This window comes from Cellulomonas soli (genome assembly GCF_013409305.1).
GTDB lineage: Bacteria > Actinomycetota > Actinomycetes > Actinomycetales > Cellulomonadaceae > Cellulomonas > Cellulomonas soli.
In genome coordinates, this window is record NZ_JACBZJ010000001.1 from 2,014,303 (window position 1) to 2,041,132 (window position 26,830).

Sequence of the window (26,830 nt, forward strand, 5' to 3'; positions counted from 1 at the left end):
CGGATCGCTCCGCGCTCGTGCCCCGCGCCTCCGCACGTGCCGGTGGGCTAGGTTCGCCCGGTGAGCACGGCGGGCGTGATCGGCGGCGGCCCGGCGGGCCTGATCGCCGCTGAGGTGCTGGCCCGCGCGGGCGTGAGCGTCACGGTCTACGAGCGGATGCCGTCACCGAGCCGCAAGTTCCTGCTCGCGGGCCACGGCGGGCTCAACATCACGCACTCCGAGGACCGTGCCCGCATGCTGCCCCGGTACGGCCGCTCGGCCGACCGGCTCGCTCCCATGCTCGACGTGTTCGGCCCCGACGACCTGCGCGCGTGGTGCGCGGGCCTGGGGGAGCCCACGTTCGTCGGGTCGAGCGGGCGGGTGTTCCCGCAGTCGTTCCGCGCGACGCCGCTGGTCCGCGCGTGGCTGACCCGTCTGACCGAGCTCGGCGTCGACGTCCGACGCCGGCACCGCTGGACCGGCTGGACGGACGACGGATCGCTGCGCGTCACCGGCCCCGACGACGTGACCAGCGAGGTCGCGCACGACGCCGTGCTCTTCGCGCTCGGCGGCGCGTCCTGGCCACGGCTCGGCGCGGACGGCGGCTGGGTCGGCCCGTTCACGGAGCGGGGGATCGAGGTCGCCCCGCTGCGCCCGGCCAACGTCGGCCTGCGCGTCGACTGGACCGACACGTTCGTCGACCGCTTCCCGGGCACCCCGCTCAAGCACGTCGCCCTGACCGTCCGCGGCCACGACGGCCCCCCGTCGCGCGGCGACGCGATGCTCACCCGGACCGGCATCGAGGGTGGCCCCGTCTACGCCCTCGGCGTCCCCGTCCGTGACGCCCTCGACGCCGACGGCCGGTGCACCCTGCTGGTCGATCTGCGCCCCGACCTCACCGCCGACCAGCTCACGGACCGCCTCCGCACCCGTCGCCCCAAGGACTCCCGCACGAGCTGGCTGCGCCGCACCCTCGGCCTGGACCACGCCTCCGTCGCCCTGATGTGGGAGGCGACCGCCGGCGCCCTACCCGACGACCCTGCCGCAACCGCCGCCCTCGTCAAGGCCGTGCCCGTCACGATCACCGGGACCATGCCGATCGACCGCGCGATCTCCACGGCCGGCGGCGTCACCTGGTCGCAGGTCGACGAGCACCTCATGCTCCGCACCCTGCCCGGCACGTTCGTCGCCGGCGAGATGCTCGACTGGGAGGCGCCCACGGGCGGCTACCTGCTGCAGGCCTCGTTCAGCACGGGGGTGGTGGCGGCGCGGGGGATGCTGGCGTGGCTGGGGCCAGATACGTAGAACGGTAGTGTTTGGCTCCGAATATCGGGAGCGTAAGGGCGCGCAAGACGGTCTCGTCTGAGAGTGCCTCACCTACCGGGAGTCAGCGGCCCTGACCTGCATGCGCGTCTCAGCCCCGGTGTCCGCACGGCGTGCCAAGCTGACGTTCATGGTGACTGGTCAGCCGATGCGCGCCTGGCTGCTGATGGCTGCTGGCGACGACCGCGGCCACGGCGGTAACGCCGGTTACGACGACCAGGTCGATTCGCACTACACGTGGGACAGCAAGGTTCCGAACCACAAGAACCCGCGTGTCGGTGACTCGGTCGCCATCTGGGACAAGGAACGTTTGCTCGGGGTGTCGGTCATCGAGCAGATCGTGACGTCACTCGGCACCAAGACACTGAACCGCTGCCCACATTGCGGCACGACTCGGATTTCCTCACGCAAGACGGTGCTACCTCAGTTCCGGTGCATGAAGTGCCACGAAGAGTTCTCGATCCCTCGATCCGAGGTTGTCGAGGTGACGCACTACACCGCTCGCTACGACGCGGCGTGGACGGCGCTGGACGGAATCCTGACCGGCCGTGAGGTCCGTGGTCTCGCGGTCAACGCTGGCGAGTTCAACTCCATCCGTTCGCTCGACTGGGATGCCGTGCGCGCGGCGTTCGTAGCGAAAGGTGCCGATCGCGCCGTGCATCGGGTCGAGGCGCGTGTCGATCTCAGTTGGGGGTCCGCCACGGGCGGGCGCGTGGAGTTCTCCCAAGGCTTCGATCACGCCCTCGTCCGGGTCCGGCGTGGCCAACAGCAGTTCCGTGAGCACATCCTCGCGACGCAAGGGAGCGTGTGCGCCTTCACGGGGGATGCACCCCCTCGCGTGCTTGAGGCCGGTCACCTGTACAGCTACGCACGACTCGGTACTCACGTCGAGCACGGCGGCGTGATGCTCCGCCGCGACATCCATCGGTTGTTCGACGATGGGCTCCTCGCGGTGGAACCGAACCGACTCCGTGTCGACGTCGCGCCGAGCCTGGCGGTGTATCCGCAGTACGCCCGCCTCGACGGTGAGCCGCTGAGCCTGCGGCTGCGTGATCAGCAGGTCGAGTGGTTGGCCAAGCACTGGGACGAGCACCGTGTCGGGTCGTGACGACGCGGGGGCTACCTCGGCTTTCGCTCGTAGCGCGAGCGCTGGTACTCCGTGACCCATGCGCGGGTCGACCGCCACTGTCCGTCGTCGCCCCGTTGGGCCTTGAGGCGTCCGCGCTGTGCGGCGGTGCGGAGGGCGATCACGCTGGTCCCGCGTGAGGCGAGTGACGCGAGCGGAACCAGTTGGGCGGGTCCGGCGAGGGTTGGGACCACGAACCGCAGGGTGCCGGCGGCTACCTGCTGCAGGCCTCGTTCAGCACCGGGGTGGTCGCGGGGGATGCTGGCGTGGATCGACTCGCGGGGGTCGACCGGCTGATCGGGTCAAGGTCGCACTGCAGCGGGCCGATGCCTAGTCGTCACGATGGAGGCGCACAAGGCGAGGGGGACGGCATGCGGGTTCTGGCCGGCGTCACCACGCTGCTCATGGTGTGGATGTGCGCCTACTGGACTCGCGCCCTCATCAATCCGGAACGCCACCGCGCCGCATGGGCCAGGTTCTACCGGATTCTCGTCCTGTCGTCGCCGATGTCGCCGACCAGGTTCGCGCGGATGGCTGTGACCCTGAACTTCATGATGGGCCCGATGACAGTCATCGCGCTCGCGGGGGTCGTCGTGGCCGACCCGGCTGCGCCGGTCGGTGCAACCGGCCCCGTGCTGCTCGTCGGTCTCGTCGCGTTCGTCTTCGTCGCGGCCCTCGGGGTCCTCCTCCTGATCGTCGCCGCGAGCGGCAGACCCCGGCTTCTGGTTCTCCGGCCGTTGCGTGACCTGTCCGAGGACGAGATCGATCGGTGGCTCACCCCGCCCGAGCCAAGCGCGGGGATGAGGAGCGCTTCGGGTCGTGACGATGCGGCGCGGTGAGTTCGGACGAGGACGCCCGTTCCGACCACCGGGCAGACGCGGGTGTGTGGGGCCCCCGCCTACGCCTCGGCGTAGTCGACGTACGGGTGCGCGAACTCCCGCCCCCAGAGCGTGGCCCGTTCGGCGCGGGTCAGCCCCACCTGGTCGCACACGTCGTCCCAGCCGTCGACGACCGCCGCACGGACGCGGCCGATGTTGTCGATGGCCTGCGCGTCCGTCAGCAGGAACTCGCCGGCGACCTCCCGGCACAGCCGCAGCTGGCTGGCGCGTCGGCCGTCGGCGGTGATGCCGATCGCCTGCGTGGCCGTGTTCGTCGAGCGGCGCTGCGGGGCGATGTCGTAGGCCGGTGTGAGCGACAGGCGCGTCCCGTCCCAGAAGGCCGCGTGGTTGCGCAGGTGATCGTCGGTGTTGCCGACGAGCACGTTGATCACCAATCGTGTGAACAGCTCACGGAGCGTGCCGGGCACGTCGGCCCATGGTCCGGTGCGGACCTGCTGCGCCATGAGCGCGTAAGAGCCGTAGCGGGCGCTTGACTCCGACAGGCCCAGCACGGTCAGCATCGACAGCATCTGCCTCCGGGCGATGCCCGCCTGCCCGTCGGGTCCGGCCAGCGCCTGCCGGTCGAACCGTTCGACGAGCAGCACGTCCTTGCCGCCGGCGTGTACGACGGACACCGGTGCGACGTCGGCGCCCGCCCGTGCGGCGAGCAGCATCGCCGCACCTTCCGCCTTGACCACGGGCCGGTCGTCGGTGCTCGAGGAGAACTTGGCGATCAGGTGTCGGTCACCGTCGTGCAGCAGCGCCTTCGGGCGTGCGCCACCGATGCTCGTGCCGTGCCCGACGGCAGCCAGGGCGGGGGGCAGGTGCTCACCGCGCTCGACGAGTGCGGCCCCCTCCATGAGCTGGTCCAGGGACGCGCGCTGCTCGCGCGGCACGTACTGCGTCGGTGACTCCTGGAAGTCCAGTGCGCCGATGCGGTCGCTGCCTGAGCGGAGCAGGTAGGTGACCTCGGACAGATGGACGTCCGGGTCGTGGCCGACCTCGAGGTTGATGACACGGCGGCCCCACGCGTCCGGTGCGGCGTCTCGCAGGCACCCCGCGAGCGCCAGCGGGTCACGGTGGGCCACCCGGGTCGGGTCGAGCACCTCGGAGCCCAGTGGCAGCTCGGGCGGGTAGAGGGAGATCGCGTCCGGGCGGGCGCGGTAGCTGGCGGCGTACCGGAACGCGAGCACGGGCTCGCCGGCCAGGGCCGTGCCCGTGGCCTGCAGCACACCGGCGACGACGGGCGACGTGGCTCCGGGCAGCCACACCCACACGTACGCGCGGGTGCCGGGCTGCTCAGAAATCATCGCTGATCTCTGCCTTCGGCTGGCGTACCCGCTGGGGGAGGAGCGCGAGCGTCGCCCTGGTCCGGTCGGCGACCCCGGGCAGCTCTGCGGTGTCCACGCCGAAGAGTGGGACCCCGCACACGACTGCCGCTTCGAGCGCGGTGCCGAGGGCGGTGCCCGGAGCGCCCTTCTCGAGGCGGGCGACGAGGGTCGGTGTCACCCCGATCCGCCCGGCCAGCTCGGCGGCGGTCCACCCGAGCTCTCGGCGGGCGATCGCGATTTGGGTGCCGAGTGCGCGCGCTGCGTCGAGCGTGGCCGGCAGGTACGTGTGAGTCCGCCTCGGCACAAGTGACCTCCTATAGAACGCGATTTACGTCTGTAAATATCGGTCTATGATCGCTCGTGATGTCAGGCCTGACAAGACCTCGCCGGCTCGTGAGGCGGGACGGTCGGGCCGTCAGGCAGGTCAGAGCCGATGTGCTGCGCACAGCCCAGAAGAACTGGAGCAGAGCAAGAAGGGCGCCTCGCCCGACGTGCGTCGCGTCCGCGCACCGCCCGTTCAGCCGACGCCCTGGTCGAAGACGACCCAGCGTCCGTCCTGCTGCACCAGGAGGTAGCCCCAGCCGATCTGCTCGCCCTCGGGCAACGAGCCGTCGGAGCCGTGGACGACGACCTGGACCGGGACGCCGATGACGTCCTCGCCGTCGTGGCGGGTCCCCGCACCTGTGTCGGCGTACGGTTCGTCGATCTCGACCAGGTCGATCCGGGTGCCGAGCCAGGTCTCGGGGATCGCGCCGTCCTCGCTCAGGGTGGCCAGGGCGTCGCGATCGCGGGCGTTGATCGCCGCGACGTAGGCCTGGACGACCTCGGTCGGGTCGGCGTCCGTGGGTGGAACCGTGACGTGCTGCGGTTCGGAGCAGGCTGCCAGGGTCGTCGCGAGCAGGAGCAGCAGGGCTGTGCCGGCCGAGCGGGTCATGGGGGAAGGGTGCCACGCGCACCGTGCTGCCGGTGGGGGTTCGAGGCCACGACCTGCGAGTGCGTGTGGGCGGCGGCGTCGAGACGCCCATGTGCGTGAGGTGTCGCCGTTACTCTCGCCGAGCATGGGGGATCACGGAAGTACCAGGGTGCGCCGGGTCGTCGCGGCGATGACCTCGTCCTTGCTCCTGACGCTCGCCGGCTGTGCCGCGGGTGCGGGCGCGGGTGATGCCGACGGAGCCGTGGAGGCGCGGACGGAGCTCGTGGACTTCCTGCAGAAGACCGCGATGAGCGCCCACACGACCGACGTGAACGACGTCGCTCGCGCCGCCGTCGGGCTGCAGGGCCCGCGGCTGATCGGCATCGACCCTGCGGAGTCTCCGTCCGACTCGTCCATCGGGACGCTCACGTTCGTGGTGTGGGTGGCGGCGCCGCCGTACACGGGCACGGACCTGGATGCGGACCCCGATCCTGACCCCGTCCCGCGCTGCGTCGAGGTCGAGTTCGACCCGTGGGGCAAGGTGGGTGAGTTCGGCACGGACGACGGCCTCACGTCCGTGGAGTGCCCGGCCGACCTCACGGAGGTCGCACCCCCGCCTTCGGGCGAACCCGCGGCGGCCCCGAACGCGGAGGAGGCCATCAGGCAGGTGCTGGAGGCGCTGCCGGCGGACGACGCCGACGCGGATGCGATCGCGCAGCAGATCACCGCGTTGCTCGAGGAGCCGGAGGACGGGCGCCCGCTCGCGGAGGTGCAGGTCGAGGTCGACGGCACCAGCGTGGGGGTGGCGACGGGCGGGCCGGACGACTGCGTCATGCTCGTCCGGGGTGCGGCCGGCGTGTCCTACGTGCACGTCTCACCCGTCCAGCTGCAGCCGGGGGAGTCCGGCTGCAACCCGTGGACAGCCCTCGACCCGCCGCCACCGCCGCACTGATCACGCGGGGACGGGTGCGCCCGCCCCGGTGGTCCCGGGACGGGCGGCTCGTGAGGCGGGACGGTCCGTACGTCAGTCGCGGCGGTCGCCACGCCGGTCGCGGCGGTCCTCGCGGCGGTCGCTGCGGCGGTTGACGCCGTGCGAGACGACGGCCGCGGTGCCGACGACAGCGGCCGTGCGGGCGACGGGTGCGCCGATGACGCCTCGGCGGGCGACGCGTGCTGCGCGCAGTGGCATGTCAGTTCCCTTCCTCGGAGGCCAGCTCGGCCTCGATGGATGCGGCGATCGCCTGGATCGGGATGCGCCCGGCGGCGATGAGCTGACCGCCGGCGCGTCGTGCGGCGGCACCGAACGGCGCTGCCCACAGGTTCTCGTAGACCAGCACGCCGGCCACCGAGTCGGGCTCCATGGCCGCGGCGAGCATGTCGACGTCCTCGGCGGCGAGCAGCTCGGCGATCTGCGTCTCGAACACGCGGATCTCCGCCTCGTCCTCGAGGTCGTCGATCTCCACCGCGTCCACGGAGCCGTCGGCGTTCTTCTGGAGCACCAGCAGGTCGAGCACGCGGATCGTGCCGGCCTCGGACAGACGGGCGAGCTCGTCGACGACCTCACCGGTGAAGTTCTGCTGACCTGCCGGGAACTCCAGCATCAGGTAGTCGACGGGGCCCAGCTCGTCGAGCGTGGGCTCGCGGTCGTCGTTCATGTCGTGCTCCTCTCCGTGGGTCGTGCGGGGTCGTGCGAGGTCGTGCGAGGTCGTGCGGGGGCGTGCACCGGGGTCAGCCGGCGGCCCCGTGGGCGAGCGCCGCTTGGGCGGTCGCCTCGTGCAGGTCGAGCTCGGCGTCGTGCGCACCCGGTGCGAGGTCGAACACCACCTGGCGCACGGTGCCGGTGAACGCGTACGGCGCCCGGTCCTCGTAGTCGAGGTCGACCACGCCGCCGTTGTCCCGGCCGATGTCCAGGCCCGCGTAGGTGCTGAACAGCAGACCGACGGTGCGCGGGAGGTCGCCCTCGCCGATCTGCTGGTCGTCGGCCCACAGGGTCACGTGCCCGCCGGTGCCCGGGACCGCCTTGTCGGCGTCGAAGCGCATGGTCAGCGTGACGTCGCCCGTGGGGACGGGCACCGTGGAGGTCTGCCGGTAGGTCTCCACCCCGAGGAACTGGTAGGTGTGGTTGAGCAGCCCGTTCTCGTCGATCCACAGGGCGAAGCCCCCGATGAAGTCCGCGAACGCCACGAGCACCCCCTGGGCGCCGCTCTCCGGCACGTGCACGGCCGCCTCGATGGCGTACGACCGGCCGTAGATGCGCGGGATCATCGTGGTCTGCACGTTCTGCACGTCACCGGCGAAGGTGTACCGGGTCCGCGTCGGCATCGGCGGCAGCATCCCGAAGAACACCGCGAACCCACCGAGCAGCGGCAGCACGCGGTGACGTTCGGCCTCCGCCCAGAACAGCTCGACCAGCTCGGCGACCTTCTCCGGACGGTCGGCCGCCAGGTCGTGCGCCTGCGAGAAGTCGTCGGGCAGGAAGTACAGCTCCCACACGTCCGCGTCGGGGTCCCAGCCGCTGCCCGGACCGAACCGCGACAGGGTCGCCGCCGAGAAGTCCCAGGGCATCTTGTCGAGCTTGGTGCAGGCCCACCAGCCGTCCTTGTAGATCGCCCGGCTGCCGTACATCTCGAAGTACTGCACGGTGTGCTGCTCGTCGGCGTCCGGTGCGTCGAACGTGTACGCGAAGCTGGTGCCGTCCAGCGGCTCCTGCCCGATCCCGTCGACCACCGTCGGCGTCGGCAGCCCCACGACCTCCAGGATCGTGGGCACCACGTCGATGCAGTGCGTGAACTGCGTGCGCAGGGCCCCGCCGCCGGCGATCCGCCTCGGCCAGGCGATCACCATCGGGTCACGGGTGCCGCCCAGGTGCGAGGCCATCTGCTTGCCCCACTGGAACGGCGTGTTGTTCGCGTGCGCCCAGGCCGCGGAGAAGTGCGGTGCGGTGTGGAAGCCGCCCAGCTCCGCGATGCCGCCGTACTTGTCGATGAGCTCCGTCTGCTCCTCGGCGTCGAGGACGAGTCCGTTGAAGAACGTCGTCTCGTTGAACGACCCGGTGACCGTGCCCTCCATCGAGGCGCCGTTGTCGCCCCAGATGTAGATGACCAGGGTGTTGTCCAGCTCGCCCATCTCCTCGACGGCGTCCAGCAGCCGGCCCACGTTCCAGTCGGCGTTCTCCGAGAACCCGGCGAACACCTCCATCTGCCGCGCGTACAGCCGCTTCTCGGCGTCCGAGAGGCTCTCCCACGCCGGGTAGGCCTCGGGGCGCGCGGTCAGCTCGGCGTCCTGCGGGACGACACCGAGCCGCTTCTGCCGCTCGAGCGTCTTCTCCCGGTAGACGTCCCAGCCCTCGTCGAACTGCCCGGCGTACCGGTCCGCCCAGGCCTTCGCCACGTGGTGCGGCGCATGCGTGGCGCCCGTGGAGTAGTACACGAACCACGGCTTCTCGGCGTCCTGCGCGCGCACGGCGTGCAGCCACTCGACGGCCTTGTCGGTGATGTCGTCCGGGAAGTAGTACAGCGCGCCGTCGGTCCCCTCGGGGACACCCAGGGTGGAGTTGTCCTGCGTGATGATCGGGTCGTACTGCCCGGCCGCACCGGTGAGGAACCCCCACCAGTGGTCGAACCCCCAGCCCGTGGGCCAGTGGTCGAAGGACCCGGCGGCGCCCATCTCCCGACCGGGGGTCATGTGCCACTTGCCGAAGCCGCCGGTGACGTACCCGTTCTCCTTGAGGATCCGCGGCAGCGCCGTGCACGCCTTCGGGCGGGTGCCGGTGTAGCCGGGGAAGGGTCCGGGGAACTCGGCGATCCCGCCCATGCCGACCCGGTGGTGGTTGCGTCCGGTGAGCAGCGCGGCACGCGTCGGGGAGCACACGGCGGTGACGTGGAACCGGTTGTAGGTGACGCCCTGCTGCTGCACGCGGGTCAGGTTCGGGGTGCGGATCTGGCCGCCGAACGTGTCCGGCCCGCCGAACCCGGCGTCGTCGATGAGCACGATCAGCACGTTCGGCGCGTCGTCCGGTGCCTTCACCGGTGCCACGAGCGTCCAGTCGCCGACCGAGTCGTCGATGGTGTGCCCGGCCACCCCGCCGAACGGCTTGTCCGGCACGGGCAGGACCGTGCGGTCCGGGGTGAACTTCCCCATGGCCTCGGCGAGGGCGTCCTTGAGCTCGTCGATGCCGCCCTCGTCCGACTCGACGACGGACCGTAGCGGTGCACCGGCCAGGGCCTGCGAGACCGCGAGCCGCTCGTCGGCGGGGAACACGCCGATCACCACGGCGGTGCCGTCCTTGAGTGCCGCCCCGACCTGATCCTGGATCGCACCGGTCAGCCGGTGGCCCGCGAACCGACCGACCACCGCGCCGGCCGCGGCGCCCACGGCCACCGAGGCGAGCATCGCCGGGGCGAACAGGCCGACGAGCACCCCCACGCCACCACCCCAGCCCGCACCGCGGCGGCCCAGGTGGTTGCCGGTGTCCAGCAGGCGCGGGCTGCCGTCGGCGTCCTTGCCGACCAGGATCATCCCGTGACTGTGCAGGTCCCGGGCGGCGACCTTGTCGGCCAGCGACCGGAACTCCCGCTCGGCGAGGTCCACGTCCTGGTACCCCGCGACCATCAGCATCTTCGTCTCACTCATGACCTGCTCCTGTGTCGGGTCCGGCGGTGTACGAGTCCATGACGTCGTCGGCGTAGCGGCCCTGACGCACGAGGTCAGCCATCGCGCGCATGGGTCCGTCGACGTGCCGGAAGAAGGCGAGGTAGCCCTCGCAGAGGTAGTTCACGGGCGGCTCACCGTCACCCGCGGGGACGAACCGGTCCTTGGGGCACCCGCCGTTGCAGGCGAAGAGCACCTCGCACTCGCGGCACCGCGTCGGCAGCGTGTCGCGCTTCGCCTGGCCGAACGCGACCTGGCGCGGGCTGTCGACGATCTGCAGCAGCGTGCGGCCGTCGGCCAGGTTGCCGATCAGGTGCTCCGGCGAGACGAAGTGGTCGCACGAGTAGACGTCCCCGTTGTGCTCGAGCGCGACCGAGCGTCCGCACGTCTCGGCCTGCACGCACAGGCCCGCCTCCGGCATGCCGAGCCAGTGCGCCAGGGCCGTGTCGAACGACTGCACGAAGACCGTCCCGACGTCGTGGCGCACCCACTCCTCGAACACCTCGACGAGGAACTGCCCGTAGGCGTCGCCCGTCACCGTGCGCCGGCTGACACCGGCACCCTCCCGTTCGACGATCGGGATCAGCTGCACGAACGTGGCGCCGAGCTCGTCGCGCAGGAACCGGTACACCTCGGTGCCGTGGCCGGCGTTCGCCGCGTTCACGGTCGTCAGCGCGTTCCAGTCGACCTCGTGCCGGCGCAGCACGTCGATCCCGCGCACCACCCGGTCGAACGTCGGCTTGCCGCCCTTGTCGGTGCGGAACGCGTCGTGCATGGCGCGTGGGCCGTCGATCGAGGCCCCCACGAGGAAGCCCTCGCGGGCGAGGAAGCCGCCCCAGCGGTCGTCGAGCAGCGTCGCGTTCGTCTGCAGCGTGTTGAGCACCTGCTGGCCGGGCATCGCGTACGCGCGCTCCAGCTCCAGGACCCGCTCGAAGAACTCGAGGCCCATGAGCGTGGGCTCACCGCCCTGGAACGCCACGACGACCTCGTCGGCACCGCGATGGGCCTCGAGCAGCCCGCTCACGTAGCGCTCGAGCACCTCGTCGTTCATCCGGAACGAGCTACCGGCGTACAGCTGCTCCTTCGCCAGGTAGAAGCAGTACTCGCAGTCGAGGTTGCAGATCGCACCGACGGGCTTGGTCATCACGTGGAAGGCGCGCGGCACGGCTCGTGCCGGGTCGGCAGTCAGCATCAGGCCTCCCTCGTCCGTGCTCCCGATGGTCGTCCGGTCGGGTCGTGGGCGAATCCTCCGGATCGGATGAACGTGGGGGACGGAGGGCGAGGAGCCCGGTCCACGGCGACAGCCGGTGGCCGCGGTGCCACCATGGCCGGAGGGTGGTGCGCGAGCGGGCTCCGCGCACCCCAGGGCCGGGGCGGAGCGGCTCCGGACGCAGGGAGACGACATGAACCTGTCGCAGGGGGCGGAGCCGCCCCCGGCACTGCCTGCCCCGCCTGCCCTGCCGGGGCCGACCGGGCAGGGCACGGCCTGGGTGGCGCGGACGCGGCTGCTGGCGCGCCTGTCGGCGGCGGCCCGGACGCCGGTCGTGCTGGTCAGCGCCCCGGCCGGGTCGGGCAAGTCGACCCTCCTGCACCAGTGGTCGCACCTGGACGGGCGTGCGTGCGTCACCGTCTCGGCCACGTCCTGGCTGGACGACCCCGCACGGCTGGCCCGTGCCCTGGTCGACGCCTTCGAACGCATCGGGCCACCCGGATCCGACCCCCGCGCCGGTGTCACCGCGCAGGAGCCGGGCTGGGCGACCGTCGTCCTGCCCGGGCTGGCCCGTCTGGCCGTGACCCGGCTGTGCGACTTCGTCCTCGTCGTGGACGACGTGCACCTGCTGCAGGCGGCGGCCTGCCACGAGGCGCTCGCGGCCGTCGCGGACGCCGTGCCGGAGGGGAGCCAGGTCGTGCTCGCCACCCGTGAGGAGGCACCCCGGTACCTCGCCCGGGCGCGCGCGGCGGGCCGGCTGCTGGAGATCGAGCCCGACGACCTCGCCTTCGACCTCGAGGAGGCCGCGGCGCTCTTCGCGGGGCTCGCGGTGACCCTCTCCGACGAGGAGCTCGCCGAGACGGTCGAACGGGCCGAGGGCTGGGCCGTGGGGCTCTACCTGCACGCGCTGTCGATGCGGGGCCACGGCACGGGCGGCCCCCGGGACGGCGGGCCGTCCCGTCGGGGACGCGACGGCTTCGTCTTCGACTACATCGGCACGCAGGTGCTCGACGGCCTGGACCCGCGGACGCGGCACTTCCTCACCCGCACCGCCCCCCTCGAGGAGCTGCGGCCCGCGGTGTGCGACGCGATCCTGGACCGGCAGGACTCGGTCGCGGTCCTGCCCGGTCTGTGCGAGAGCCTGCAGCTGGTGATCCCGGTCGACGACTCCGGCCGCCGGTTCCGGTACCACCACCTGCTGCGCGACGCGCTGCTGAGCGAGCTGACCCGCGAGTCCCCGGCCGAGCTGGACGACCTGCACCGCCGGGCCGCGCGCTGGTTCGCCGAGGCCGGCGACCTCGACCAGGCCGTACGGCACGCCCGGGCGGCACGCGATCACCGGCTGCTGGCCGACGTCCTGTGGCCCGCGCTGCCCGACTGCCTGACGAGCGGCTCCCTCGACCGGCTCGCCGGATGGCTGCGCGGCATCTCCGACCACGACCTGCAGCAGGAGCCCCGGCTGACGGCGGCGGCGGCCTGGCTGGCGCTGCAGCAGGGCGACGCCGAGCGGATGGACCGCTGGATCCTGCACGCCGAGCGCCTGGCCGGCATCCACTGGCGGGACCTCGCGCGCACCGACGAGGTCACCGCGGCGCTCGCGTGCGCCGAGGCCGTCGTCGGCCGGGGCGGGCTCGCCGACAGCATCGCGCTGAGCGAGGCGGCGCTGGCCGGGCTGCCCCCGGACTCGGGCTTCCGCAGCGCGGCCGCGTTCGTGCGCGGCGTCTGCCTGACGTTGCAGCGCGACCTCCCGGCCGGGCTGGAAGGTCTGCGCACGGCCGAAGGGCTCGCGCGGGCGCTGGGTCAGCCGCTGCTCGTCGCCGACTCGCTGTCGTGGCAGGGACTGCTCGCCCTCGCGTCCGGTGACCAGCGACGCGGCACCGAGCTCGTGCTCGAGGCGAGAAGCCTCATCGGCGACCACCACCTCGAACGGCTCGCGACGTCGGCGCACTGCGTCACGGCGCTGGCGCTCGTCCTGGCCCTGAACCACGACCCGAGCGCCGCACGTGTCCTGGGCACGGCCCGTCGCCTGACGGCGGGGACGGACGGGATCGCACCCTGGTTCGCGGTGTGCGGGCGGCTCGTCCAGGCCCGGGCGGCGGTGGCCCTCGCCGACGGCTCCCTGGCCCGGCGGCTGATCGGCGAGGCCAAGGTGCACCTGACCGCCGACCTGCGGGACACGCTCGTGAGCGACTTCCTGGCCGAGGCGCAGCAGGCGCTCACGATGCTCTCGGTCGACGGCGTCTCGGCCGCCACCCTCTCGCCCGCGGAGATCCGTGTGCTGCAGTTCCTGCCCAGCCACCTGACGATCCCGCAGATCGGTGAGCACCTGTGCCTCTCGCCGCACACGGTGAAGTCGCACACGCTGGCGATCTACCGCAAGCTCGGGGTCTCCTCGCGCGACGAGGCCGTCGAACGCGCCCAGCGACTCGGTCTGGTCGAGGGGCCGCCGCGAGACTGATCGGCCCGATCCACCGGATCGGGTGATGCGGGCGCCCGCGCCGGCTGGTGGCCTGGACGTGCGCCGCCCCCGTGACGAGCCCGGCGCGCGGGGGGCGTGCCGCGATGAGAGCACCACGTGGCGGACGGTCGCAGGCCGTGCCCGACCACCCCCGGGCGGGCTTCCCCGGAGTGGCGTACGTGCAGCTGGCACGCGGGCTGCGGTACGCCCGCGGCGCCCTCCGTCTGGAGCAGCTCGCGCCCGCGACGATCTGGGTGCTCGACGAGCCGACGACCACCGTCGGCCAGATCTCCACCGGCGCCTTCCTCGACCTGTGGTGGCAGCCGCACGAGGGGGTGGGGGCACCGTCGTCGGTCGCCCGGCTGCGGCTGCTCGGCGCCGACACGCACCTGCTCGGGGACCCGCTCCTGCGGGTCCGGTCGCCGCGGATCACCGGCTCGGGCCTCACGTACGACGTCGAGGTGCTCGCCGGGGTCGTGCCCGGCAGGGCCGGCGGGTGCGTCCTGTTCATCAACCCGCCGGTCGGGCCCACGAGCCATTGACGTGCGGACGGTCGCCAGCGGGGCGTCATCCAGATCGGTGGATGCGACCCGTGGCCGCCGCGCTCCAGACTCGGAGCAGTCGCACCTGACGGAGGCACCCATGCCCGGTGGCGAGGACCGACCCGGCCCGAGCGTGCGACGGACGGTGCGCGACGCCTACGGCCGCCGTTCCCCGTTCGCCTCGTCCGTCCGGGAGCCTCTGGCCCGTCGACTCGTCCCGGTGGTGACCTCGGTGCGCGGGTACTCCCGCAGCCGCCTCCAGCAGGACGTGGTCGCGGGTCTGACCGTGGCCGCGCTCGCGCTGCCCGCGGGCATGGCGTATGCCGAGCTCGCCGGCCTGCCCGTCACCGCCGGCCTGTACGCCCTGCTGCTCCCGGTGCTGGTCTACGCCGGGATGGGTGCCACCCGTCGGGGGGTGATCGGCCCCGAGGGCGCCGTCGCGCTGCTGGTCGCCTCCGCGCTCGGACCGCTCGCGGTCGCCGGGTCGGCCGAGTACTCCACGCTCGCCGCCGCCCTGGCGATCGGCGTCGGGTGCCTGTTCCTGGTGGCCAGGCTGCTGCACCTGGGGTGGCTCGCCGACTACTTCTCGCAGTCGGTGCTCGTCGGCTACATCTCGGGCGTCGCGGTGCTCATGGCCCTGGGTCAGCTCACCAAGCTCACGGGCGTCTCCAGCAGCCTCGAGGGGGAGCTGCGGGCGGCCGCCGACACGCTCCTGCACCTCGGCGACGCGAACGTGTGGACCGTGGCCGTCGGTGTCGTCACGCTCGTGATCCTCGTCGTCCTGCCGAGGTTCGCCCCGCGGGTGCCTGCCGCCCTCGTGGTGGTGGTCCTGGGTGTGGGCGTCTCCTGGGCGCTGGACCTGCAGGCGCACGGGGTCGCGCTGACCGGACCCGTGCCGCCCGGGCTGCCCGACCTCGCGCGACCGGAGGTCGGCGCGGACGAGATCCGGTCGCTGGTGATGCCGGCGCTGGCCATCTTCCTGGTGAGCTTCGCCGACGCGATCCTCATCGCCCGCTCGTTCGCCGCCAAGCATCGCGAGACGGTCGACGCCGACCAGGAGCTGCTCGCCTACGGCCTGGCCAGCGTGGCGTCCGGGTTCAGCCACGGGATGCCGATCGGGGCGAGCGGGTCGCGCACCGCGGTCAACGACTCGATGCGGGCGACCAGCCAGGTCAGCGGGTTCGTCGCCTTCTCGGCCATCGCGCTGATCCTGCTGGTGCTCACCGAGCCCATCCAGTACCTGCCCTCGGCCGTGCTGGGCGCGGTGATCCTCGTCGCGTCGCTGCGCCTCGTGGAACCCGCGCAGTGGCGTGCGCTGACGCGCAGCAGCCGCGCCGAGGTGGTCATCGCCGCCGTCACCGCGGTGTTCGTCGTCACGATCGGGGTGCTCGCCGCGATCGCCGTGGCCGTCGTGCTCTCGCTCGTCGACGTGATCCGACGGATGGCCGCCCCCGAGGACGCCGTGCTCGGCTGGTCCGAGGAGGACGGCCGGTTCGCCGACGTGCGCACCCGCCCGGACGCGGTCGTCACGCCCGGGGTCGTGGTCTACCGCCTCCAAGGCCGGTTGTTCTTCGCGAACGCGCACTTCTTCAAGCGGCGCATCTGGGCGGCCGTCGACGGCGCCCCCCGCCCCGTGGCCACCGTCGTGCTCGACGCCGGCGGCATCTCCGGCATCGACGCCACCGCCGTGGACGCCGTCGCGGAGGTGCACGCCGGCTGCCTGGCACGCAACATCACCCTGGAGGTCGCCCGGGCGACCGCCGACCTGCGCGAGCACTTCGACTCCACCGGGTTGACCGACGTCATCGGCGCCGGGCACTTCCACCCGACGGTGGTGGCCGCGGTCGCGGCCGCGACCACGTGACGCCCGCGCGACCGTCAGCAGCTGTGCTCGGGAACGGATCCCGGCCCGCAGACCGGCGGGTCGGCGGCCGGCGCGGTGTCGGTCGGCCCCTGCGACAGGATCGTCATGCGCCAGGAGACCGCGCCGGACTCGTCGTAGGAGACCTCCTCGAGGAGGTTCCCGTTGTCCGGATCGATGATGAATCGCATGCGGTGCCAACCGATGTCGGACTCGTCGCGCTCGACGGCGGTACCGGTCCGCCCTACGGAGTCCGTGACCGTCCCGACGACCACGACGCCGGGGATCCGCGACGCCACGGTCCACAGGGCGGAGCGCAGGGCGGGGGAGGCCGGGGTCTCGCTCTGCAGCTCACCGACAACCGACCACAGCTCGCTGTCGGGGTTGGGTCCCTTGCCGTCCCCGCCCTCCCGGAGGACGCGCTCGAGCTCGGTCGGGTCGGTCGGCAACGCGTACAGCCCCGCCCAGTCCACCGCCGTCCCGGCGTCGAACTGAGTCGGCCCGAGGCTCATCGTGTACACGCCGTCGGCACCGGCCAGGTCGGCATGCTCGCCGAGCGCGCCGTCCTGGAAGACGGTGTCGGTGAGCCGACCACGCCAGATCTCGCGCGGGTAGGTCTGCCCGTCGTACTCCTGCGTGGACACCACGTGCCAGTAGGCCGCGTCGGGCCAGCCTTCCCCCTGGCTTCCGGCGGCGGCCGCCGCCGAGACGAGGACAGCGGCGGCCTCGGCACTGGCGGCCCCGGGGCTGCCGCCGAGGTCGAGCGTCGGCGCGATGACGAAGGCGGTGGCCGCCGCGACCGACACGAACGAGACGAGTGCGGCGCGGCGGCGGCGGGCCCGTCGGGTGGCGTGCACCCGTGCCCCGGCCGCGCGCACCTCCGCGTCGAGCCGGGTGCGGGCGCGGGAGAGTGCGTCGGCGGAGAGGTCGCGGTCGACGGGGGCGGTCGACTCGAGCAGCGTGGTCAGGTCCATGGTCGTCGTCTCCTTCAGTCCGCGATCACGGCGGCGGTGTCGAGCGTGTGCTGCGCGCGTCGGCGCGCACGGGCGAGGCGTGAACGTGCGGCCTCGGCGGTGATGCCGAGCAGGGCGGCCGACTCGGCCGGGGTCAGGCCGTTCCAGGCGACGAGCAGCAGGACCTCCCGCTCGTCCGCGGTCAGCACGGCCAGGACCCGACGCAGCTCGTCGCGACGTCCGAGCGCGTCGATCCGCTCGTCGACGGCCGCCCAGTCGATGTCGTCGTCGACCGGCCACCCCGCGGGCCGGGGTCGGCTGCGCAGGTGCGCGCGGATGACGTTCCGCGCGATGCCGTAGAGCCACGGCAACGCCGAGCCCGACGCGTGCGGGCGGACCCGGACCCGCGCCGAGACCGCAGCCACGAACACCTCGGCGAGCAGGTCCTCCGCCGCCTGGGCGCCGACGCGACGCGACAGGAACCGGTGCACGGCGCCGGAGTGGCGCTCGAACAGGGGTCCCATCGCCTCGGGGTGCAGCGGCAGCCGCAGCAGCAGCTCGTCGTCGGACGGGGTGTCGGGGTTCACACCCCTCCTATGCGTGCGCGGCTGCGGGCGTGACGCGCGAAGGGTAGCGACTCAGGCGCCGCCCGCCGCGACGGCCCTCAGCCTCACCGCGCCGTCGCGGTCGACGACGATCTCGTGGTCCGGGCACACCGGTCCGGGCAGGATCACCGTGCTTCCCGAGGAGAGCTCGATGGTGACGTCACCCGGGGTGCAGCCGTAGTCGAGGAGGACCACGCCTCCCGATGCGGAGACCGTCGCCTCCTCGTCGCCCGTCAGGATCGTGACCTCGTAGTCGCTCTCGTTGACCACGGACAGGTCGCCTTCGTCGCTGCACGCCGCCAGGGTGAACGCCACGCCCAGCACGAGCGCCACGGGCACGACGACCGTCAAGGCCACGGAGAGGACGCCGATCACTGCGAGCCGTGCACGGCCGTCCATCGCACCCTCCGCCTGAGCCTCGTCCTCCAGAGGATCTCGACGCTAGCCACGGCGGGCGCGCGCGGCAGGGAGATCACCTCGCGCGCACAGAACCCGCACAGGAATCGCCCCTGACCAGCCCGCCGGTGAGCGATCCCCTCCGGGGAGGGAGGGTGTCCGTGCCGGAAGCGCTGCCGGAACTGCAGCGCTACCGTTGCGGGAGCTGGTCTCCCCCCTGTGAAGGAGCCGATCGTGTTCCTGCTCGTCACCGTCGTGAGCGTCGTCCTCGGCGTGGCCTACGCGGGACTCGTCGACCGGCGCTTCGGCCTGAGGGACCGGCGACGGTGGATCGCGCTGGTGCCGTTCTGGGTGCTGGCCGTCGCGGTGGCCCTGGCGCTGCACCGCGTGAACCAGGAAGGACTGCTCCCGCAGGCCATCCAGTCGTTCGCGGTCGGCTCGCTCGGCGAGACCCTGGTCGACGGCGTGCGTGCGCTGCGGCGCCGACGTGTCGAGGCATCCACGCGGACTGCCTGAAGACGAGGCGCCGACCGGGTGTCGCCGGCTCAGAATGGCGGCATCTGCCCTATGACGCGCGTGGCGATGTCGACGATTTTCTGGCACCCGGGGTGGTCGGCGACGACATCGGCTGCCACGGCTTCGTGCTCGTCGCGGTAGTCGCCGGCGTTGCGGGTGCGTCGCACCCGGTTGTAGGTAGCGAGGTCACGGCCAAGCGGAGGCTCGAGCTGGGCGTGCACCGCCTCGTAGACGGCGATGTGCCCGCCGGCCCGCGTCGGTCTCAGCCCCTGCGCGACGAGGATCGCCGTAGCGCCTTGCGGTTTGCGCCGTGAAGCGCGTCGTAAGCGAGGACGACATCGCTGTCGGCGACGGCAAGCGCCGAGGTGAGGTGCCGTTGCGCCACCTCGAGCAGCGAGCGTGCCGCGTCCGCGCTGGGCGGCACCCTCTCGAGCGTTCCCTTGTTGAGCATGTCCTCGATGGTCGATCGACCCTGCTCCCAGGGCATCAGGCCCCCTTCGTGTCGGTGTCGGTGAGGTGCAGTGGCACCATCGGGCGTTGGCGGATCGCGACGAGGAACGTCTCCTCTCCGGACTCCCAGCGCGCAGGTGACGCGAACGTGACGTTGACCTCGCGACCGAGCGCGGTGTCGATGCCCTCGAGCGCGTCGTAGACCTCGTCGCGGTTGGGTGACCCGACCACGAGAACATCCACGTCTCCTGGCGTCGGGCCCAGCTCACCGTGCCAACGCGCGGCCCACGAGCCATAGATCGCAGCCTTCTGGATCCCTGCGATGCCGGAGAGTGCGCGCTCGAGGTAGGGCGCCGGCCCGTACGTCACCGTCAGGAGCTGGCGCAGCGGCGCCGTCGCGGGGTTGTGGTCGGCAGGTTTCAGGACGTTCGCGCGTCCGACGGCTGAGCTGGTGAGCAGGTCCGCGTCGAGGAGTCGTCGGACCTCGCGGTGCACGGTCGGTTCGGGAGCCCGCAACAGCCGCGCGAGCTCGGCGGCTGTGTGCGGCTCGGCATCGGTGAGGACACGCAGGAGAAGCCGGGCCTGGAGGTCCGACCGGAAGATCGGGACCAGCGCGGGTGCGGCGGTTCTCATATGGCGAAGGTTAGCCATCGATAAATGAGAGTGCAATCGAGGCATGACCCGTCGGCGACGACGGTCCGGCACTGCCACCTTCCGCCGCACTCGTGTGGCGAACGCGAAGGGCCCGCCACCCACATCGCTGCGAGTCACGGGCCCTTCACCGGCGGAGGATGGGGGATTCGAACCTCCTGAAGATCCATCCCTGACCAGGTCAGGTGTCAGATTGAGCGTGTTCCCGCGCTTCACGACCCATCGTTGAGTGCAGTTGACCGCAGTTCGCCGCACTCCGTGTTCCCCTGGGAACACGAGACGTGGCCGAGGTGCCGTCGGACACGCTACGGCCGGCGTGCAGCTCGTCCGACGCCCGCTGGAAGGAAGCGACGACGGTCCTGGTCGCGGGGTCTACCGTTCCCCTGTGACTGAGGCGTGGGTGTCGGTAGGCGTGAACGTCGTGCTCGTTGTTGTGACGATCATCTACGTGGTGCTCACCCGGAAACTAGCGCAGTCGTCGACGGCGGCAGCCGAGTCCGCGGCCGAGTCGGCGCGGGCTGCGGCGGAGTCGGTGCGAGCCCAGCGCGCTGCGATTGAGGCCGAGGTCAACCGCCGCCACGCGTGGTTCAAGACCGGCGGTGGAGGCGCCTACGAGGCGTGGCAGTTCGGGATCCGTCCGCTCATCGGGGCATACGAACTGCGCAAGGTTGTCCTCCTGGACTTCCACTTCATGCCGACGGTCGCCGACGCATCCGGCGCCAGTTCGTCTGTGTCGGTCAACGTGAACCGCACGATGACGCCGCTCGGGCAGCCCTTCCCCGTCCACGTGGATGAGGTCGAAGGTGCACGGTTCGAGGTTGACGTCGCGGCTCTCGCACGGGAGGTCTTCGCGGACGACCAGTGGGAGATCCTCCACTGGTCATGCGAGGTGACCTTCTCGCTCTCGGAGTTCTCGGACAGTGAGCGACGAGTGATTGTCTTCTCGGACCCGAAGATGGACCCGCGGCTGCACTGGCTGCGGGAGGCAGGTGAGTTGGGGCTCCGCTAGGCAGGGGCAAAGGCGGTCGAGACGACGAAGCGGGGGTCCTAGACGACGTCGCTGATCGACTGATCCCGCCCGTTGGTCGGGCAGGCGCGGTTCGAGCAGACGCGCCGTTCCTCGACTGGTGGTGTCGCATCAGCGATGGACATCTCGCCGGCGACTCGAACGATGCGCACGAGTGACCCACAGGTGCGGCACGGGGGTGTATCGGGCAGGTCTGTCACGCTCGCGAACCTAGCGGTCCCGAGGCCGCCCGTCTCGCTGGGCTGGCCTGCTCGTGGGTGCTGTCGAGTACACCGGCGGTCATGTCGAGCACACCGAGCACCACCTCCACCCCGGCCCCTACCCCGCCCTACAACGGCTACGCCCTGACGAAGGTGCGCCGCGCGGGCGGTGCCGAGACGGAGCGTTTCGAAGCCGTCCTGACCCGCGACGGCCGCCCCATCGCGCACGTCGCCAACGGGGGCGAGGGCGGGTCGCACAGGTGGTCACCCATCGACCCGGACGGGTGGGCGGCCATCGACCAGTTCAACGAGTTCGCGGCGGCGTGGAACGCCGGGAGTGAGCTCGCCGGGATCGAAGACGGCGACCAGCTCGTGAACAGGCTCCTCGAGGTTGACCAGCTCAACCGGAAGCGGTCGTTGCCGTTCCTCCTCGACGGGGCGGATTTCTGGACCAGCGGCGAGTACGCGGTCTTCCGCGGAGCGACCCCTGCGCAGACGCTCGAGGCACTGCGGAGCCCGATGTACTCGCACCGCCAGCCGCGCGTTTGGAGCCGCGAGGTCGGCGACTTCATCCCGGTGGGTTGACTGCTCGCCAACCCGCAATCGCCATGGCAGCGATGATCGCGCCGTGCTCTTGGCCATGAGCGAACTCGCGGCAGAGGTCGGTGAGGCATATGCGCACCTCCTTGCACTCGATGATCGCGTCGAGGTCGGCGGTCGTGGCGTCTTCCAGCGCCTCGTCGATCGCGTCGAGCACGCGCTGAGGTTCTGGGTGCGGTGGTTTGCAGAGCTTCAGATGCTCATCCATGGCGCGGAACGCTTCCAGCGCCCGATCGGGCGTGGTCATCGGCCCACCGGTCGTTCACCGCTCGCTGTTGGCGCGCTCTCGGGGCGCTGCGGGAGGTGGCGGTAGAGAGTCGCGACGCCGACTTCGAGGCGACGCGCGATCTCGGGGACCGTCAGGCCCTCGGTGTCACGCAGGTGGGCGGCATATCGGATCTGCTCGTCAGAGAGGCGGCGTGGCCGGCCGACCCGTCCTCCCTTGGCCTCCATCACGGCCCGGGCGTGTGCCACGCGTTCGCGGTTGTAGACCCGCTCGAGCTCACTGAACAGGGCCAGCAGGGAGAGCGCGATTGTGGCGGTCGGATTTTCGTCGGTGGTGTCGATCGGGAGCGGGTCCGCGAGCGTTCTGAGGCCGATGCCGCGCTCGCGCAGGTCGTGGACGAGGTTGAGGGTGTCCCGCAGCGACCGGCCGAGGCGATCGAGGGTGTAGACGAGGACGGTGTCGCCCGAGCGCGCGTAGGCCAGCATCGCCTGGAGCCCTTCACGCTGGGTCGTGGCCCCGGACCGCTTGTCGACAAAGACGCGCTCGGCCGGGACGCCGGCCGCCTCCATGGCGGCGAGTTGGCGGTCCAGGTGCTGGGCGGTGGTCGATACCCGGCAATACGCAATCGTCTGTCCTTGCGGGGCGGTGGCCGGGGTCGTCATGTGTCGACAGTATCGAAATCCTGACCTTGTCGTACGCTATTTCGAGGGCGAGTTTTGAGCACTACATGCGAGAGACCACGCGAGCGTGAGCGACGCGCGGCCGGCGCCATCCACGCGCCCCTCTCGAATCCAAGGTTTCGAGAGGCGCCAAGCGGCGAGGTGATCTGTCATCCTGGGCTCGTGGGCGACGACGTGCCGGGCTTAGCGTTCTTCCGCCATCCGACGCCGACGCTGGGCTGGCTCCAGACGAACCATGGTCGTCCACACCCTGCTGACCCCGCCACGCTGTTCGCGCGCATCGCGTTCTACCACCGCACGACCGCCGAAGCAGAGGCGACGCCACCTGTGCCTGGCTCGCCATTGGCGGTCGACGATGCCGCACTCGGTGCGTACCCGCTGTCGCACGGAGTGTCGATGGCTACTGGGGTGGCGATGGACCACCTCGAAGCGATCCGCAGTCTCGTCCAGGACGCCGGCGTCACGCACCCGTGGGCGGAGCACACGCTGCTCCGAGCCGCGTTCGAGAGTGCGTGCACAGCGCTCTGGCTTATCGGACCCGACGACGCTGGGGAACGTCGGCATCGCCGCCTGAGGCAGGTATGGAACGACGCCGATGAGAGCCGCAAGGCTCGGACGAAGCACAACGTTGAGCGACCCTCGGGCAGAACTCGCGACGAGATTGAAGCGTCGATTCTCGCCCTGGCTCCCGACGAGCGGTCGGTGTCGCACTGGACCTACCTCGACGTCGTTCGCGGCGCTGCGCTGCATATCGGGCAGCAGCCAGACTTCTTCGAGCTCGTATGGCGCGCGCAGAGCGGGCTAGCGCACGGGAAGAGTTGGGCGACGCTCGCGATGCTCGAGCGCGAGGAAGCCACCGGTGCCAGCGATGGAGAGGTCAGCATCCGGTTGACGACATCGGTGGAGCAGTTGGCGCCCGCAGCGGCGATGACCTTGAACATCGTGCGGCGAGCATGGGCTCTCTCAGAGACGCGAGGACGTTCCACCGGCGAAGAGAGGATCTCTCCTCCGGCCGACGGGGCGACTGTGCTGCCGACGGTCACTTCGTAGGTTCGGTCACGATTTCCGGTACACCCGGCCCCTGGCCTGGTGAGTGTGGTCGTGCGGCACGACGGCGGCCTGCACGCGCACGTGCTGGCGGACCACGACTCCGTGAGCGTCATCCCGACCGCGCGGGGCCCTCCTGTCTGCGCGCCGGGCACCATCTGTCGGTGCACTCTGCGATCGTCGGCTCATGGAGTGTTGGGGGGTAGCACGCGCGGTGGGGCCGAGGCTTCCGCGCACGTTGGCGATGCTCGCCGGTAGTGGCGTGCTCGCCTGGATGATCATCACCGGCAACTACTGGCTGATCTGGTCTGCGATCACCAGCGGCATCAGCACAGTGGCGCAGTGGACCGGCGTGTACGACGCCCTGACACACGTCGGCGCACCGTGACGCTGCCCGCTGGCCGGTACGGCTGGCTCCCCGACCACCAACTCCACCTAGTGGCGACGCTCGCGCACGCGGACCATCTGATCGAGCTGGCGTGCGAAGCGCTGCGGCCGATCATCCGGGACGGCGCCGTAGACCTCCGTGACCGCTACGAGGGCGCCTACTGCCTCGCCACCGTGAGCGCCGTCAAGCCGATCCCGCCGGCGGTCAGCCGCTACACCGCTGACGCGCTCACGCAACTGCGCGCGGCCGTTGAACATGTCCTGTACGCGGAGGTGGAGCACACCCTCGGGAGAGACCTCACGGATCGGGAGGAGAAGGTAGTCGAGACGCCCGCGTTCACCGACGCGGACAACCTCACGCGGTGGTTCAACGACAGCCGCCGGAAGACCATCGGGCCACTGCAGGACGGCACACGCCTCGCCAAACGGGTGCGGGAGCTCCAGCCCTACAACCTCCGGAAGACCCCAGATCAGCACCCTCTGCGGCTGCTGGCCGAGCACACGAACCATGCGAAGCACCGCGCCCCGGTCATCGCCGCCACGCGGATCGGCACGGTCATCCCGGACTGGATGCCACCGGGCGTGGAGATCCCGGCACAGGCCGAGCGCCCGGTGGAGGTCGGCGACGTCCTCGCGATCAGCCCTCGAGGCGTAGTCCTACCGATGGACATCTGGCCGACGATCAGCATCCGACGCCCTCACACCGGGCAGTACCCCGTCCTCGCCCACGAACTCGATCTGATCGCCGACTGGGTGCGGACCGTCGCGATCCCGATCCTCATTGCGGGAACCCGCGACGTCGCCCCACTGCCCGTGCAGCTCGACACGTCGGCACCGTGGGCGGACGTGCGCGACGCCCTTGCTGACGGTGGGCACATGACTGCGGCCGCGCGGTTCCGGCGCTCGATTCAGGTCGCTATCGCTCGCGACAACCTCGCCTTCGTCATGGACAGCCACCCGGAGCAACCCGGCAGGAGCGACGTTCGGCGGTGGGTCGCCGCCCTCAGCGACGAGGAGGTGCTCGAGCGGGCGACCTCGATCGGCGGCGTGGTGTCGGTCGATGACGCCGTGTACGCGAAATCGGTGACGGACCGCTGGGTCGACGAGATTCGAGCCGTGGCGACTCCGTAGCGGGCGCGCAGTCCCGTCCGGGTGATCACCTACCGTTCAGCGCCGCGCCGGCCATGGTTTCCGGCGCTTGACCCGATGCTGCCCCGACAACGCGCGACTCTGTCACGATGGCGCGATGAAGGCGGAGTCGAGCCCGGAGTACCTCCGCAGTGTGCTCAGCGCGGTGAGGACCTTTCGATCCGAGCTTGAGTACTTCCTCACGTTGCACGTCGTGAACGAAACCATCGCGCGTGGGATCGCACCCGCCATCTTCGCCCGCGATGGTGTCGACCAGGCGACGATCGACTTGTCCGCCGCGCGGGTGAGTGAAGCCGCCGGCCGCGCGTCCGAGGCGACCGGTCTGACCAACTGCTACGTGTCGGTCCAGGGGGCGGGCTCCGTCGACCCCATCGCCGCGTGGCTCTCAATGACGCAGCCCAAGCCGGTGCTTGAGTCAGGCGACGTTGTGGGCGCCGCCAACCAGATGGTTGGGCGGCTTGAGGCGATGATCGCGAGGGCTGAGGCCGAAGAGCCCCCGACCACGGGAGTCGCGGCGATGCACCCGTTGGTGTGGGGCGCGGCGAGTCGGCTCTGGCGTGACGGTCACTACCGTGAAGCCGTCGCAACTGCAGGAGAAGCGCTGGCGGACAACGTGAAGGCGGTCACGGGTCGCCGAGATGTGGCCGACACCGCGCTCTGGCAGGAGGTGTTCTCGGACAGGGCGGCCGCGCCCGGACGGCCGAGACTGCGATGGCCGGGCGATCCGGCAGATCGCGACGTGAAGAACATGACCGACGGCCTCCGACAGTTCGCTCCGGGTGCACAGATGGTGATCCGTAACCCCGCAGCCCACAGCACGAGCCCGATCAGTGCGCAGGAGGGGTTGGAGCGCCTCGCTGCGCTCAGCCTCCTGGCGCGATGGGTGGACGATTGCGACCTCGTCGTTGAGGCCGGCGAAGTCTCGACACCCGGACCGATGCCAGGCTCACGCACATGATCGACGGACAGCGACCGCGCGAGTGCGACGCGTTCGACCTACCCGACGTCATCCTCGGTCGGAACGACGAAGAGCTCTACGGCGCCCTTGGCAGGGTCGCGTGCCTCGCTGCCGTGCTGGAGGATCAGCTCCGCACGCTCCTCCAGGCGCTGCACGGCGTCGACGCGTCGGCGTACTCGCGGAAGCCGGCAGGTCAACTCGTGGCCGCGCTCCGCGCGGGTGCCGAGGGCTTGAGTTGCGCTGCGGCCGAACGTGACCTCCTGCGCACCTACCTCGATGGGGCCGCGGCGGCGCTTGTGCGACGTAACGACCTGCTCCACAGCCTCTGGCCGGCTCAGCCGGACGGTTCGGCGTTTCGTCACCGACTCGATCCCGACGGGATCCGGGTGACTGTGCGTACGAGCGTTAGCGACGTCCGGGAAGTGCTCAGGTCGCTGGTCGGCCTCGTCATGGGATGGCCCCGTCTGTACGCCATTGTGGGCGCCTCGGCGCGAGCAACTAGGTGAGATCGCGTCGTCGGATTGGTGCGGCCCCGACTGGGCAACGCGGCGGACTTGGTGATCCGCTCTGCCGCAACTTCCGGAGCACTTGCTCGCTGCAGAGGCGCGATTGCCGCTTGTACACTAAGAACGTACAACACGCAATGACTGTAACGCATTTGTAGCTCAATTCTGCCCGGCTTCTCTTCCCGCGTCCCTTTGCTAGAGGGACCGT

At 71.2% G+C, this 26,830-nt stretch carries 30 protein-coding genes; 15 read left to right on the plus strand and 15 right to left on the minus strand.

The features are described from left to right. The first annotated feature begins 60 nt into the window (after window positions 1–60). The 3 genes from BKA22_RS09305 to BKA22_RS09315 all read left to right on the plus strand — a co-directional run bounded on the left by BKA22_RS09305 (window position 61) and on the right by BKA22_RS09315 (window position 3,267). Window positions 61–1,284, plus strand: coding sequence for a BaiN/RdsA family NAD(P)/FAD-dependent oxidoreductase (locus tag BKA22_RS09305; protein ID WP_146953153.1), 1,224 nt, complete (start codon window positions 61–63; stop codon window positions 1,282–1,284). Between the two features lie 148 nt (window positions 1,285–1,432). Then, a complete protein-coding gene (locus BKA22_RS09310) occupies window positions 1,433–2,410 on the plus strand; it encodes an HNH endonuclease signature motif containing protein (protein WP_179561722.1) in 978 nt (325 codons plus the stop codon). Between the two features lie 389 nt (window positions 2,411–2,799). Continuing rightward, window positions 2,800–3,267 (plus strand): hypothetical protein, encoded by a 468-nt coding sequence (locus tag BKA22_RS09315; protein ID WP_146953151.1) that lies wholly within the window; start codon window positions 2,800–2,802, stop codon window positions 3,265–3,267. A 59-nt stretch (window positions 3,268–3,326) separates the two neighbouring features. On the opposite strand, the gene BKA22_RS09320 is transcribed toward BKA22_RS09315, so the two are convergent. The 3 genes from BKA22_RS09320 to BKA22_RS09330 form a co-directional block, all read right to left on the minus strand. Beyond that, window positions 3,327–4,616 carry a type II toxin-antitoxin system HipA family toxin gene (locus BKA22_RS09320; RefSeq protein ID WP_146953150.1) on the minus strand — a complete coding sequence of 430 codons (1,290 nt, stop codon included), beginning with the start codon at window positions 4,614–4,616 and terminating at the stop codon, window positions 3,327–3,329. Further along, complete coding sequence (locus BKA22_RS09325) at window positions 4,606–4,941, minus strand: helix-turn-helix transcriptional regulator (protein WP_146953149.1); 336 nt, start codon at window positions 4,939–4,941, stop codon at window positions 4,606–4,608. The genes BKA22_RS09320 and BKA22_RS09325 overlap by 11 nt, the downstream gene beginning before the upstream one ends. Window positions 4,942–5,154: 213 nt before the next feature. Then, the gene (locus BKA22_RS09330) at window positions 5,155–5,571 is read right to left on the minus strand and encodes a hypothetical protein (protein WP_146953148.1); all 417 of its coding nucleotides are present in this window, start codon (window positions 5,569–5,571) and stop codon (window positions 5,155–5,157) included. A 169-nt stretch (window positions 5,572–5,740) separates the two neighbouring features. On the opposite strand from BKA22_RS09330, the gene BKA22_RS09335 reads away from it, so the two are divergent. Beyond that, complete coding sequence (locus BKA22_RS09335; protein WP_218866609.1) at window positions 5,741–6,502, plus strand: hypothetical protein; 762 nt, start codon at window positions 5,741–5,743, stop codon at window positions 6,500–6,502. A 72-nt stretch (window positions 6,503–6,574) separates the two neighbouring features. Here BKA22_RS09335 and BKA22_RS09340 read toward each other — a convergent pair whose 3' ends face one another. The 4 genes from BKA22_RS09340 to BKA22_RS09355 form a co-directional block, all read right to left on the minus strand. After that, window positions 6,575–6,739, minus strand: coding sequence for a hypothetical protein (locus BKA22_RS09340; protein ID WP_179561723.1), 165 nt, complete (start codon window positions 6,737–6,739; stop codon window positions 6,575–6,577). A gap of 1 nt (window position 6,740) precedes the next feature. Further along, window positions 6,741–7,205 carry a DUF6325 family protein gene (locus BKA22_RS09345; protein WP_146953146.1) on the minus strand — a complete coding sequence of 155 codons (465 nt, stop codon included), beginning with the start codon at window positions 7,203–7,205 and terminating at the stop codon, window positions 6,741–6,743. A gap of 73 nt (window positions 7,206–7,278) precedes the next feature. Beyond that, on the minus strand, window positions 7,279–10,182 hold the full coding sequence (locus BKA22_RS09350; protein WP_146953145.1) for an arylsulfatase: 2,904 nt from the start codon (window positions 10,180–10,182) through the stop codon (window positions 7,279–7,281). Then, window positions 10,175–11,392 carry an anaerobic sulfatase maturase gene (locus BKA22_RS09355; RefSeq protein WP_146953144.1) on the minus strand — a complete coding sequence of 406 codons (1,218 nt, stop codon included), beginning with the start codon at window positions 11,390–11,392 and terminating at the stop codon, window positions 10,175–10,177. Before BKA22_RS09355 ends, BKA22_RS09350 begins: the two co-directional genes overlap by 8 nt. A 211-nt stretch (window positions 11,393–11,603) precedes the next feature. Here BKA22_RS09355 and BKA22_RS19795 point away from each other — a divergent pair, with 211 nt between their 5' ends. The 3 genes from BKA22_RS19795 to BKA22_RS09370 all read left to right on the plus strand — a co-directional run bounded on the left by BKA22_RS19795 (window position 11,604) and on the right by BKA22_RS09370 (window position 16,274). After that, window positions 11,604–13,868, plus strand: coding sequence for a helix-turn-helix transcriptional regulator (locus BKA22_RS19795; RefSeq protein WP_146953143.1), 2,265 nt, complete (start codon window positions 11,604–11,606; stop codon window positions 13,866–13,868). A gap of 137 nt (window positions 13,869–14,005) precedes the next feature. Then, entirely contained in the window at window positions 14,006–14,410 is a 405-nt protein-coding gene (locus BKA22_RS09365; protein ID WP_146953142.1) for a hypothetical protein, read from the plus strand. Window positions 14,411–14,510: 100 nt separating this feature from the next. After that, window positions 14,511–16,274, plus strand: coding sequence for a SulP family inorganic anion transporter (locus BKA22_RS09370; protein ID WP_146953141.1), 1,764 nt, complete (start codon window positions 14,511–14,513; stop codon window positions 16,272–16,274). Between the two features lie 14 nt (window positions 16,275–16,288). Here BKA22_RS09370 and BKA22_RS09375 read toward each other — a convergent pair whose 3' ends face one another. From BKA22_RS09375 to BKA22_RS09385, 3 genes are read right to left on the minus strand one after another with little or no spacing between them, the layout of a single operon-like run. Beyond that, entirely contained in the window at window positions 16,289–17,245 is a 957-nt protein-coding gene (locus BKA22_RS09375; protein ID WP_179561890.1) for a CU044_5270 family protein, read from the minus strand. Window positions 17,246–17,259: 14 nt separating this feature from the next. Further along, a complete protein-coding gene (locus tag BKA22_RS09380; protein ID WP_218866612.1) occupies window positions 17,260–17,811 on the minus strand; it encodes an RNA polymerase sigma factor in 552 nt (183 codons plus the stop codon). Window positions 17,812–17,862: 51 nt separating this feature from the next. Next, on the minus strand, window positions 17,863–18,228 hold the full coding sequence (locus BKA22_RS09385; RefSeq protein WP_146953140.1) for a hypothetical protein: 366 nt from the start codon (window positions 18,226–18,228) through the stop codon (window positions 17,863–17,865). Window positions 18,229–18,459: 231 nt separating this feature from the next. Here BKA22_RS09385 and BKA22_RS09390 point away from each other — a divergent pair, with 231 nt between their 5' ends. After that, window positions 18,460–18,741: a hypothetical protein gene (locus BKA22_RS09390; RefSeq protein ID WP_146953139.1), complete on the plus strand. Its 282-nt coding sequence runs from the start codon at window positions 18,460–18,462 to the stop codon at window positions 18,739–18,741. A 29-nt stretch (window positions 18,742–18,770) separates the two neighbouring features. Here the strand turns inward: BKA22_RS09390 and BKA22_RS09395 are convergent, their stop codons facing one another. Genes BKA22_RS09395 through BKA22_RS09405 form a run of 3 tightly spaced genes read right to left on the minus strand, consistent with a single transcriptional unit; the run spans window position 18,771 to window position 19,824 of the window. Next, entirely contained in the window at window positions 18,771–18,962 is a 192-nt protein-coding gene (locus BKA22_RS09395) for a hypothetical protein (protein ID WP_146953138.1), read from the minus strand. A 41-nt stretch (window positions 18,963–19,003) separates the two neighbouring features. Next, window positions 19,004–19,228: a hypothetical protein gene (locus BKA22_RS09400; protein WP_146953137.1), complete on the minus strand. Its 225-nt coding sequence runs from the start codon at window positions 19,226–19,228 to the stop codon at window positions 19,004–19,006. Next, a complete protein-coding gene (locus BKA22_RS09405) occupies window positions 19,228–19,824 on the minus strand; it encodes a helix-turn-helix domain-containing protein (protein WP_179561724.1) in 597 nt (198 codons plus the stop codon). The genes BKA22_RS09400 and BKA22_RS09405 overlap by 1 nt, the downstream gene beginning before the upstream one ends. Window positions 19,825–20,227: 403 nt before the next feature. On the opposite strand from BKA22_RS09405, the gene BKA22_RS09410 reads away from it, so the two are divergent. Both BKA22_RS09410 and BKA22_RS09415 read left to right on the plus strand, forming a co-directional pair. Then, complete coding sequence (locus tag BKA22_RS09410) at window positions 20,228–20,851, plus strand: hypothetical protein (RefSeq protein ID WP_146953135.1); 624 nt, start codon at window positions 20,228–20,230, stop codon at window positions 20,849–20,851. A gap of 299 nt (window positions 20,852–21,150) precedes the next feature. Continuing rightward, window positions 21,151–21,654: a hypothetical protein gene (locus BKA22_RS09415; protein WP_146953134.1), complete on the plus strand. Its 504-nt coding sequence runs from the start codon at window positions 21,151–21,153 to the stop codon at window positions 21,652–21,654. On the opposite strand, the gene BKA22_RS09420 is transcribed toward BKA22_RS09415, so the two are convergent. Beyond that, on the minus strand, window positions 21,638–21,916 hold the full coding sequence (locus BKA22_RS09420; protein ID WP_146953133.1) for a hypothetical protein: 279 nt from the start codon (window positions 21,914–21,916) through the stop codon (window positions 21,638–21,640). The genes BKA22_RS09415 and BKA22_RS09420 overlap by 17 nt on opposite strands. Next, complete coding sequence (locus BKA22_RS09425) at window positions 21,913–22,557, minus strand: recombinase family protein (protein ID WP_146953132.1); 645 nt, start codon at window positions 22,555–22,557, stop codon at window positions 21,913–21,915. The genes BKA22_RS09420 and BKA22_RS09425 overlap by 4 nt, the downstream gene beginning before the upstream one ends. Window positions 22,558–22,737: 180 nt before the next feature. On the opposite strand from BKA22_RS09425, the gene BKA22_RS09430 reads away from it, so the two are divergent. From BKA22_RS09430 to BKA22_RS09450, 5 genes are all read left to right on the plus strand, one after another. Then, window positions 22,738–23,625 carry a hypothetical protein gene (locus tag BKA22_RS09430; RefSeq protein ID WP_146953131.1) on the plus strand — a complete coding sequence of 296 codons (888 nt, stop codon included), beginning with the start codon at window positions 22,738–22,740 and terminating at the stop codon, window positions 23,623–23,625. 241 nt (window positions 23,626–23,866) lie between these two features. Beyond that, window positions 23,867–24,010 (plus strand): hypothetical protein, encoded by a 144-nt coding sequence (locus BKA22_RS09435; protein WP_179561725.1) that lies wholly within the window; start codon window positions 23,867–23,869, stop codon window positions 24,008–24,010. Beyond that, complete coding sequence (locus BKA22_RS09440) at window positions 24,007–25,140, plus strand: hypothetical protein (protein ID WP_146953130.1); 1,134 nt, start codon at window positions 24,007–24,009, stop codon at window positions 25,138–25,140. Before BKA22_RS09435 ends, BKA22_RS09440 begins: the two co-directional genes overlap by 4 nt. Before the next feature lie 115 nt (window positions 25,141–25,255). After that, window positions 25,256–26,116, plus strand: coding sequence for a TIGR02391 family protein (locus BKA22_RS09445; RefSeq protein ID WP_146953129.1), 861 nt, complete (start codon window positions 25,256–25,258; stop codon window positions 26,114–26,116). Next, window positions 26,113–26,622, plus strand: a complete 510-nt coding sequence (locus tag BKA22_RS09450) for a hypothetical protein (protein WP_146953128.1) — start codon at window positions 26,113–26,115, stop codon at window positions 26,620–26,622. Before BKA22_RS09445 ends, BKA22_RS09450 begins: the two co-directional genes overlap by 4 nt. Window positions 26,623–26,830: the final 208 nt, after the last annotated feature.

Bases quoted from the DNA above. Each gene is read 5' to 3' on its own strand.
- BKA22_RS09320 (WP_146953150.1), bottom strand. From the start codon at position 4,616: ATGATTTCTGAGCAGCCCGGCACCCGCGCGTACGTGTGGGTGTGGCTG.
- BKA22_RS09435 (WP_179561725.1), top strand. From the start codon at position 23,867: ATGCTCGCCGGTAGTGGCGTGCTCGCCTGGATGATCATCACCGGCAAC.
- BKA22_RS09450 (WP_146953128.1), top strand. From the start codon at position 26,113: ATGATCGACGGACAGCGACCGCGCGAGTGCGACGCGTTCGACCTACCC.
- BKA22_RS09370 (WP_146953141.1), top strand. From the start codon at position 14,511: ATGCCCGGTGGCGAGGACCGACCCGGCCCGAGCGTGCGACGGACGGTG.
- BKA22_RS09405 (WP_179561724.1), bottom strand. From the start codon at position 19,824: ATGAGAACCGCCGCACCCGCGCTGGTCCCGATCTTCCGGTCGGACCTC.
- BKA22_RS09425 (WP_146953132.1), bottom strand. From the start codon at position 22,557: ATGACGACCCCGGCCACCGCCCCGCAAGGACAGACGATTGCGTATTGC.
- BKA22_RS09345 (WP_146953146.1), bottom strand. From the start codon at position 7,205: ATGAACGACGACCGCGAGCCCACGCTCGACGAGCTGGGCCCCGTCGAC.
- BKA22_RS09335 (WP_218866609.1), top strand. From the start codon at position 5,741: ATGACCTCGTCCTTGCTCCTGACGCTCGCCGGCTGTGCCGCGGGTGCG.
- BKA22_RS09375 (WP_179561890.1), bottom strand. From the start codon at position 17,245: ATGGACCTGACCACGCTGCTCGAGTCGACCGCCCCCGTCGACCGCGAC.
- BKA22_RS19795 (WP_146953143.1), top strand. From the start codon at position 11,604: ATGAACCTGTCGCAGGGGGCGGAGCCGCCCCCGGCACTGCCTGCCCCG.
- BKA22_RS09330 (WP_146953148.1), bottom strand. From the start codon at position 5,571: ATGACCCGCTCGGCCGGCACAGCCCTGCTGCTCCTGCTCGCGACGACC.
- BKA22_RS09355 (WP_146953144.1), bottom strand. From the start codon at position 11,392: ATGCTGACTGCCGACCCGGCACGAGCCGTGCCGCGCGCCTTCCACGTG.
- BKA22_RS09400 (WP_146953137.1), bottom strand. From the start codon at position 19,228: ATGCCCTGGGAGCAGGGTCGATCGACCATCGAGGACATGCTCAACAAG.
- BKA22_RS09420 (WP_146953133.1), bottom strand. From the start codon at position 21,916: ATGACCACGCCCGATCGGGCGCTGGAAGCGTTCCGCGCCATGGATGAG.
- BKA22_RS09415 (WP_146953134.1), top strand. From the start codon at position 21,151: ATGTCGAGCACACCGAGCACCACCTCCACCCCGGCCCCTACCCCGCCC.
- BKA22_RS09445 (WP_146953129.1), top strand. From the start codon at position 25,256: ATGAAGGCGGAGTCGAGCCCGGAGTACCTCCGCAGTGTGCTCAGCGCG.
- BKA22_RS09385 (WP_146953140.1), bottom strand. From the start codon at position 18,228: ATGGACGGCCGTGCACGGCTCGCAGTGATCGGCGTCCTCTCCGTGGCC.
- BKA22_RS09310 (WP_179561722.1), top strand. From the start codon at position 1,433: ATGGTGACTGGTCAGCCGATGCGCGCCTGGCTGCTGATGGCTGCTGGC.
- BKA22_RS09340 (WP_179561723.1), bottom strand. From the start codon at position 6,739: ATGCCACTGCGCGCAGCACGCGTCGCCCGCCGAGGCGTCATCGGCGCA.
- BKA22_RS09315 (WP_146953151.1), top strand. From the start codon at position 2,800: ATGCGGGTTCTGGCCGGCGTCACCACGCTGCTCATGGTGTGGATGTGC.
- BKA22_RS09350 (WP_146953145.1), bottom strand. From the start codon at position 10,182: ATGAGTGAGACGAAGATGCTGATGGTCGCGGGGTACCAGGACGTGGAC.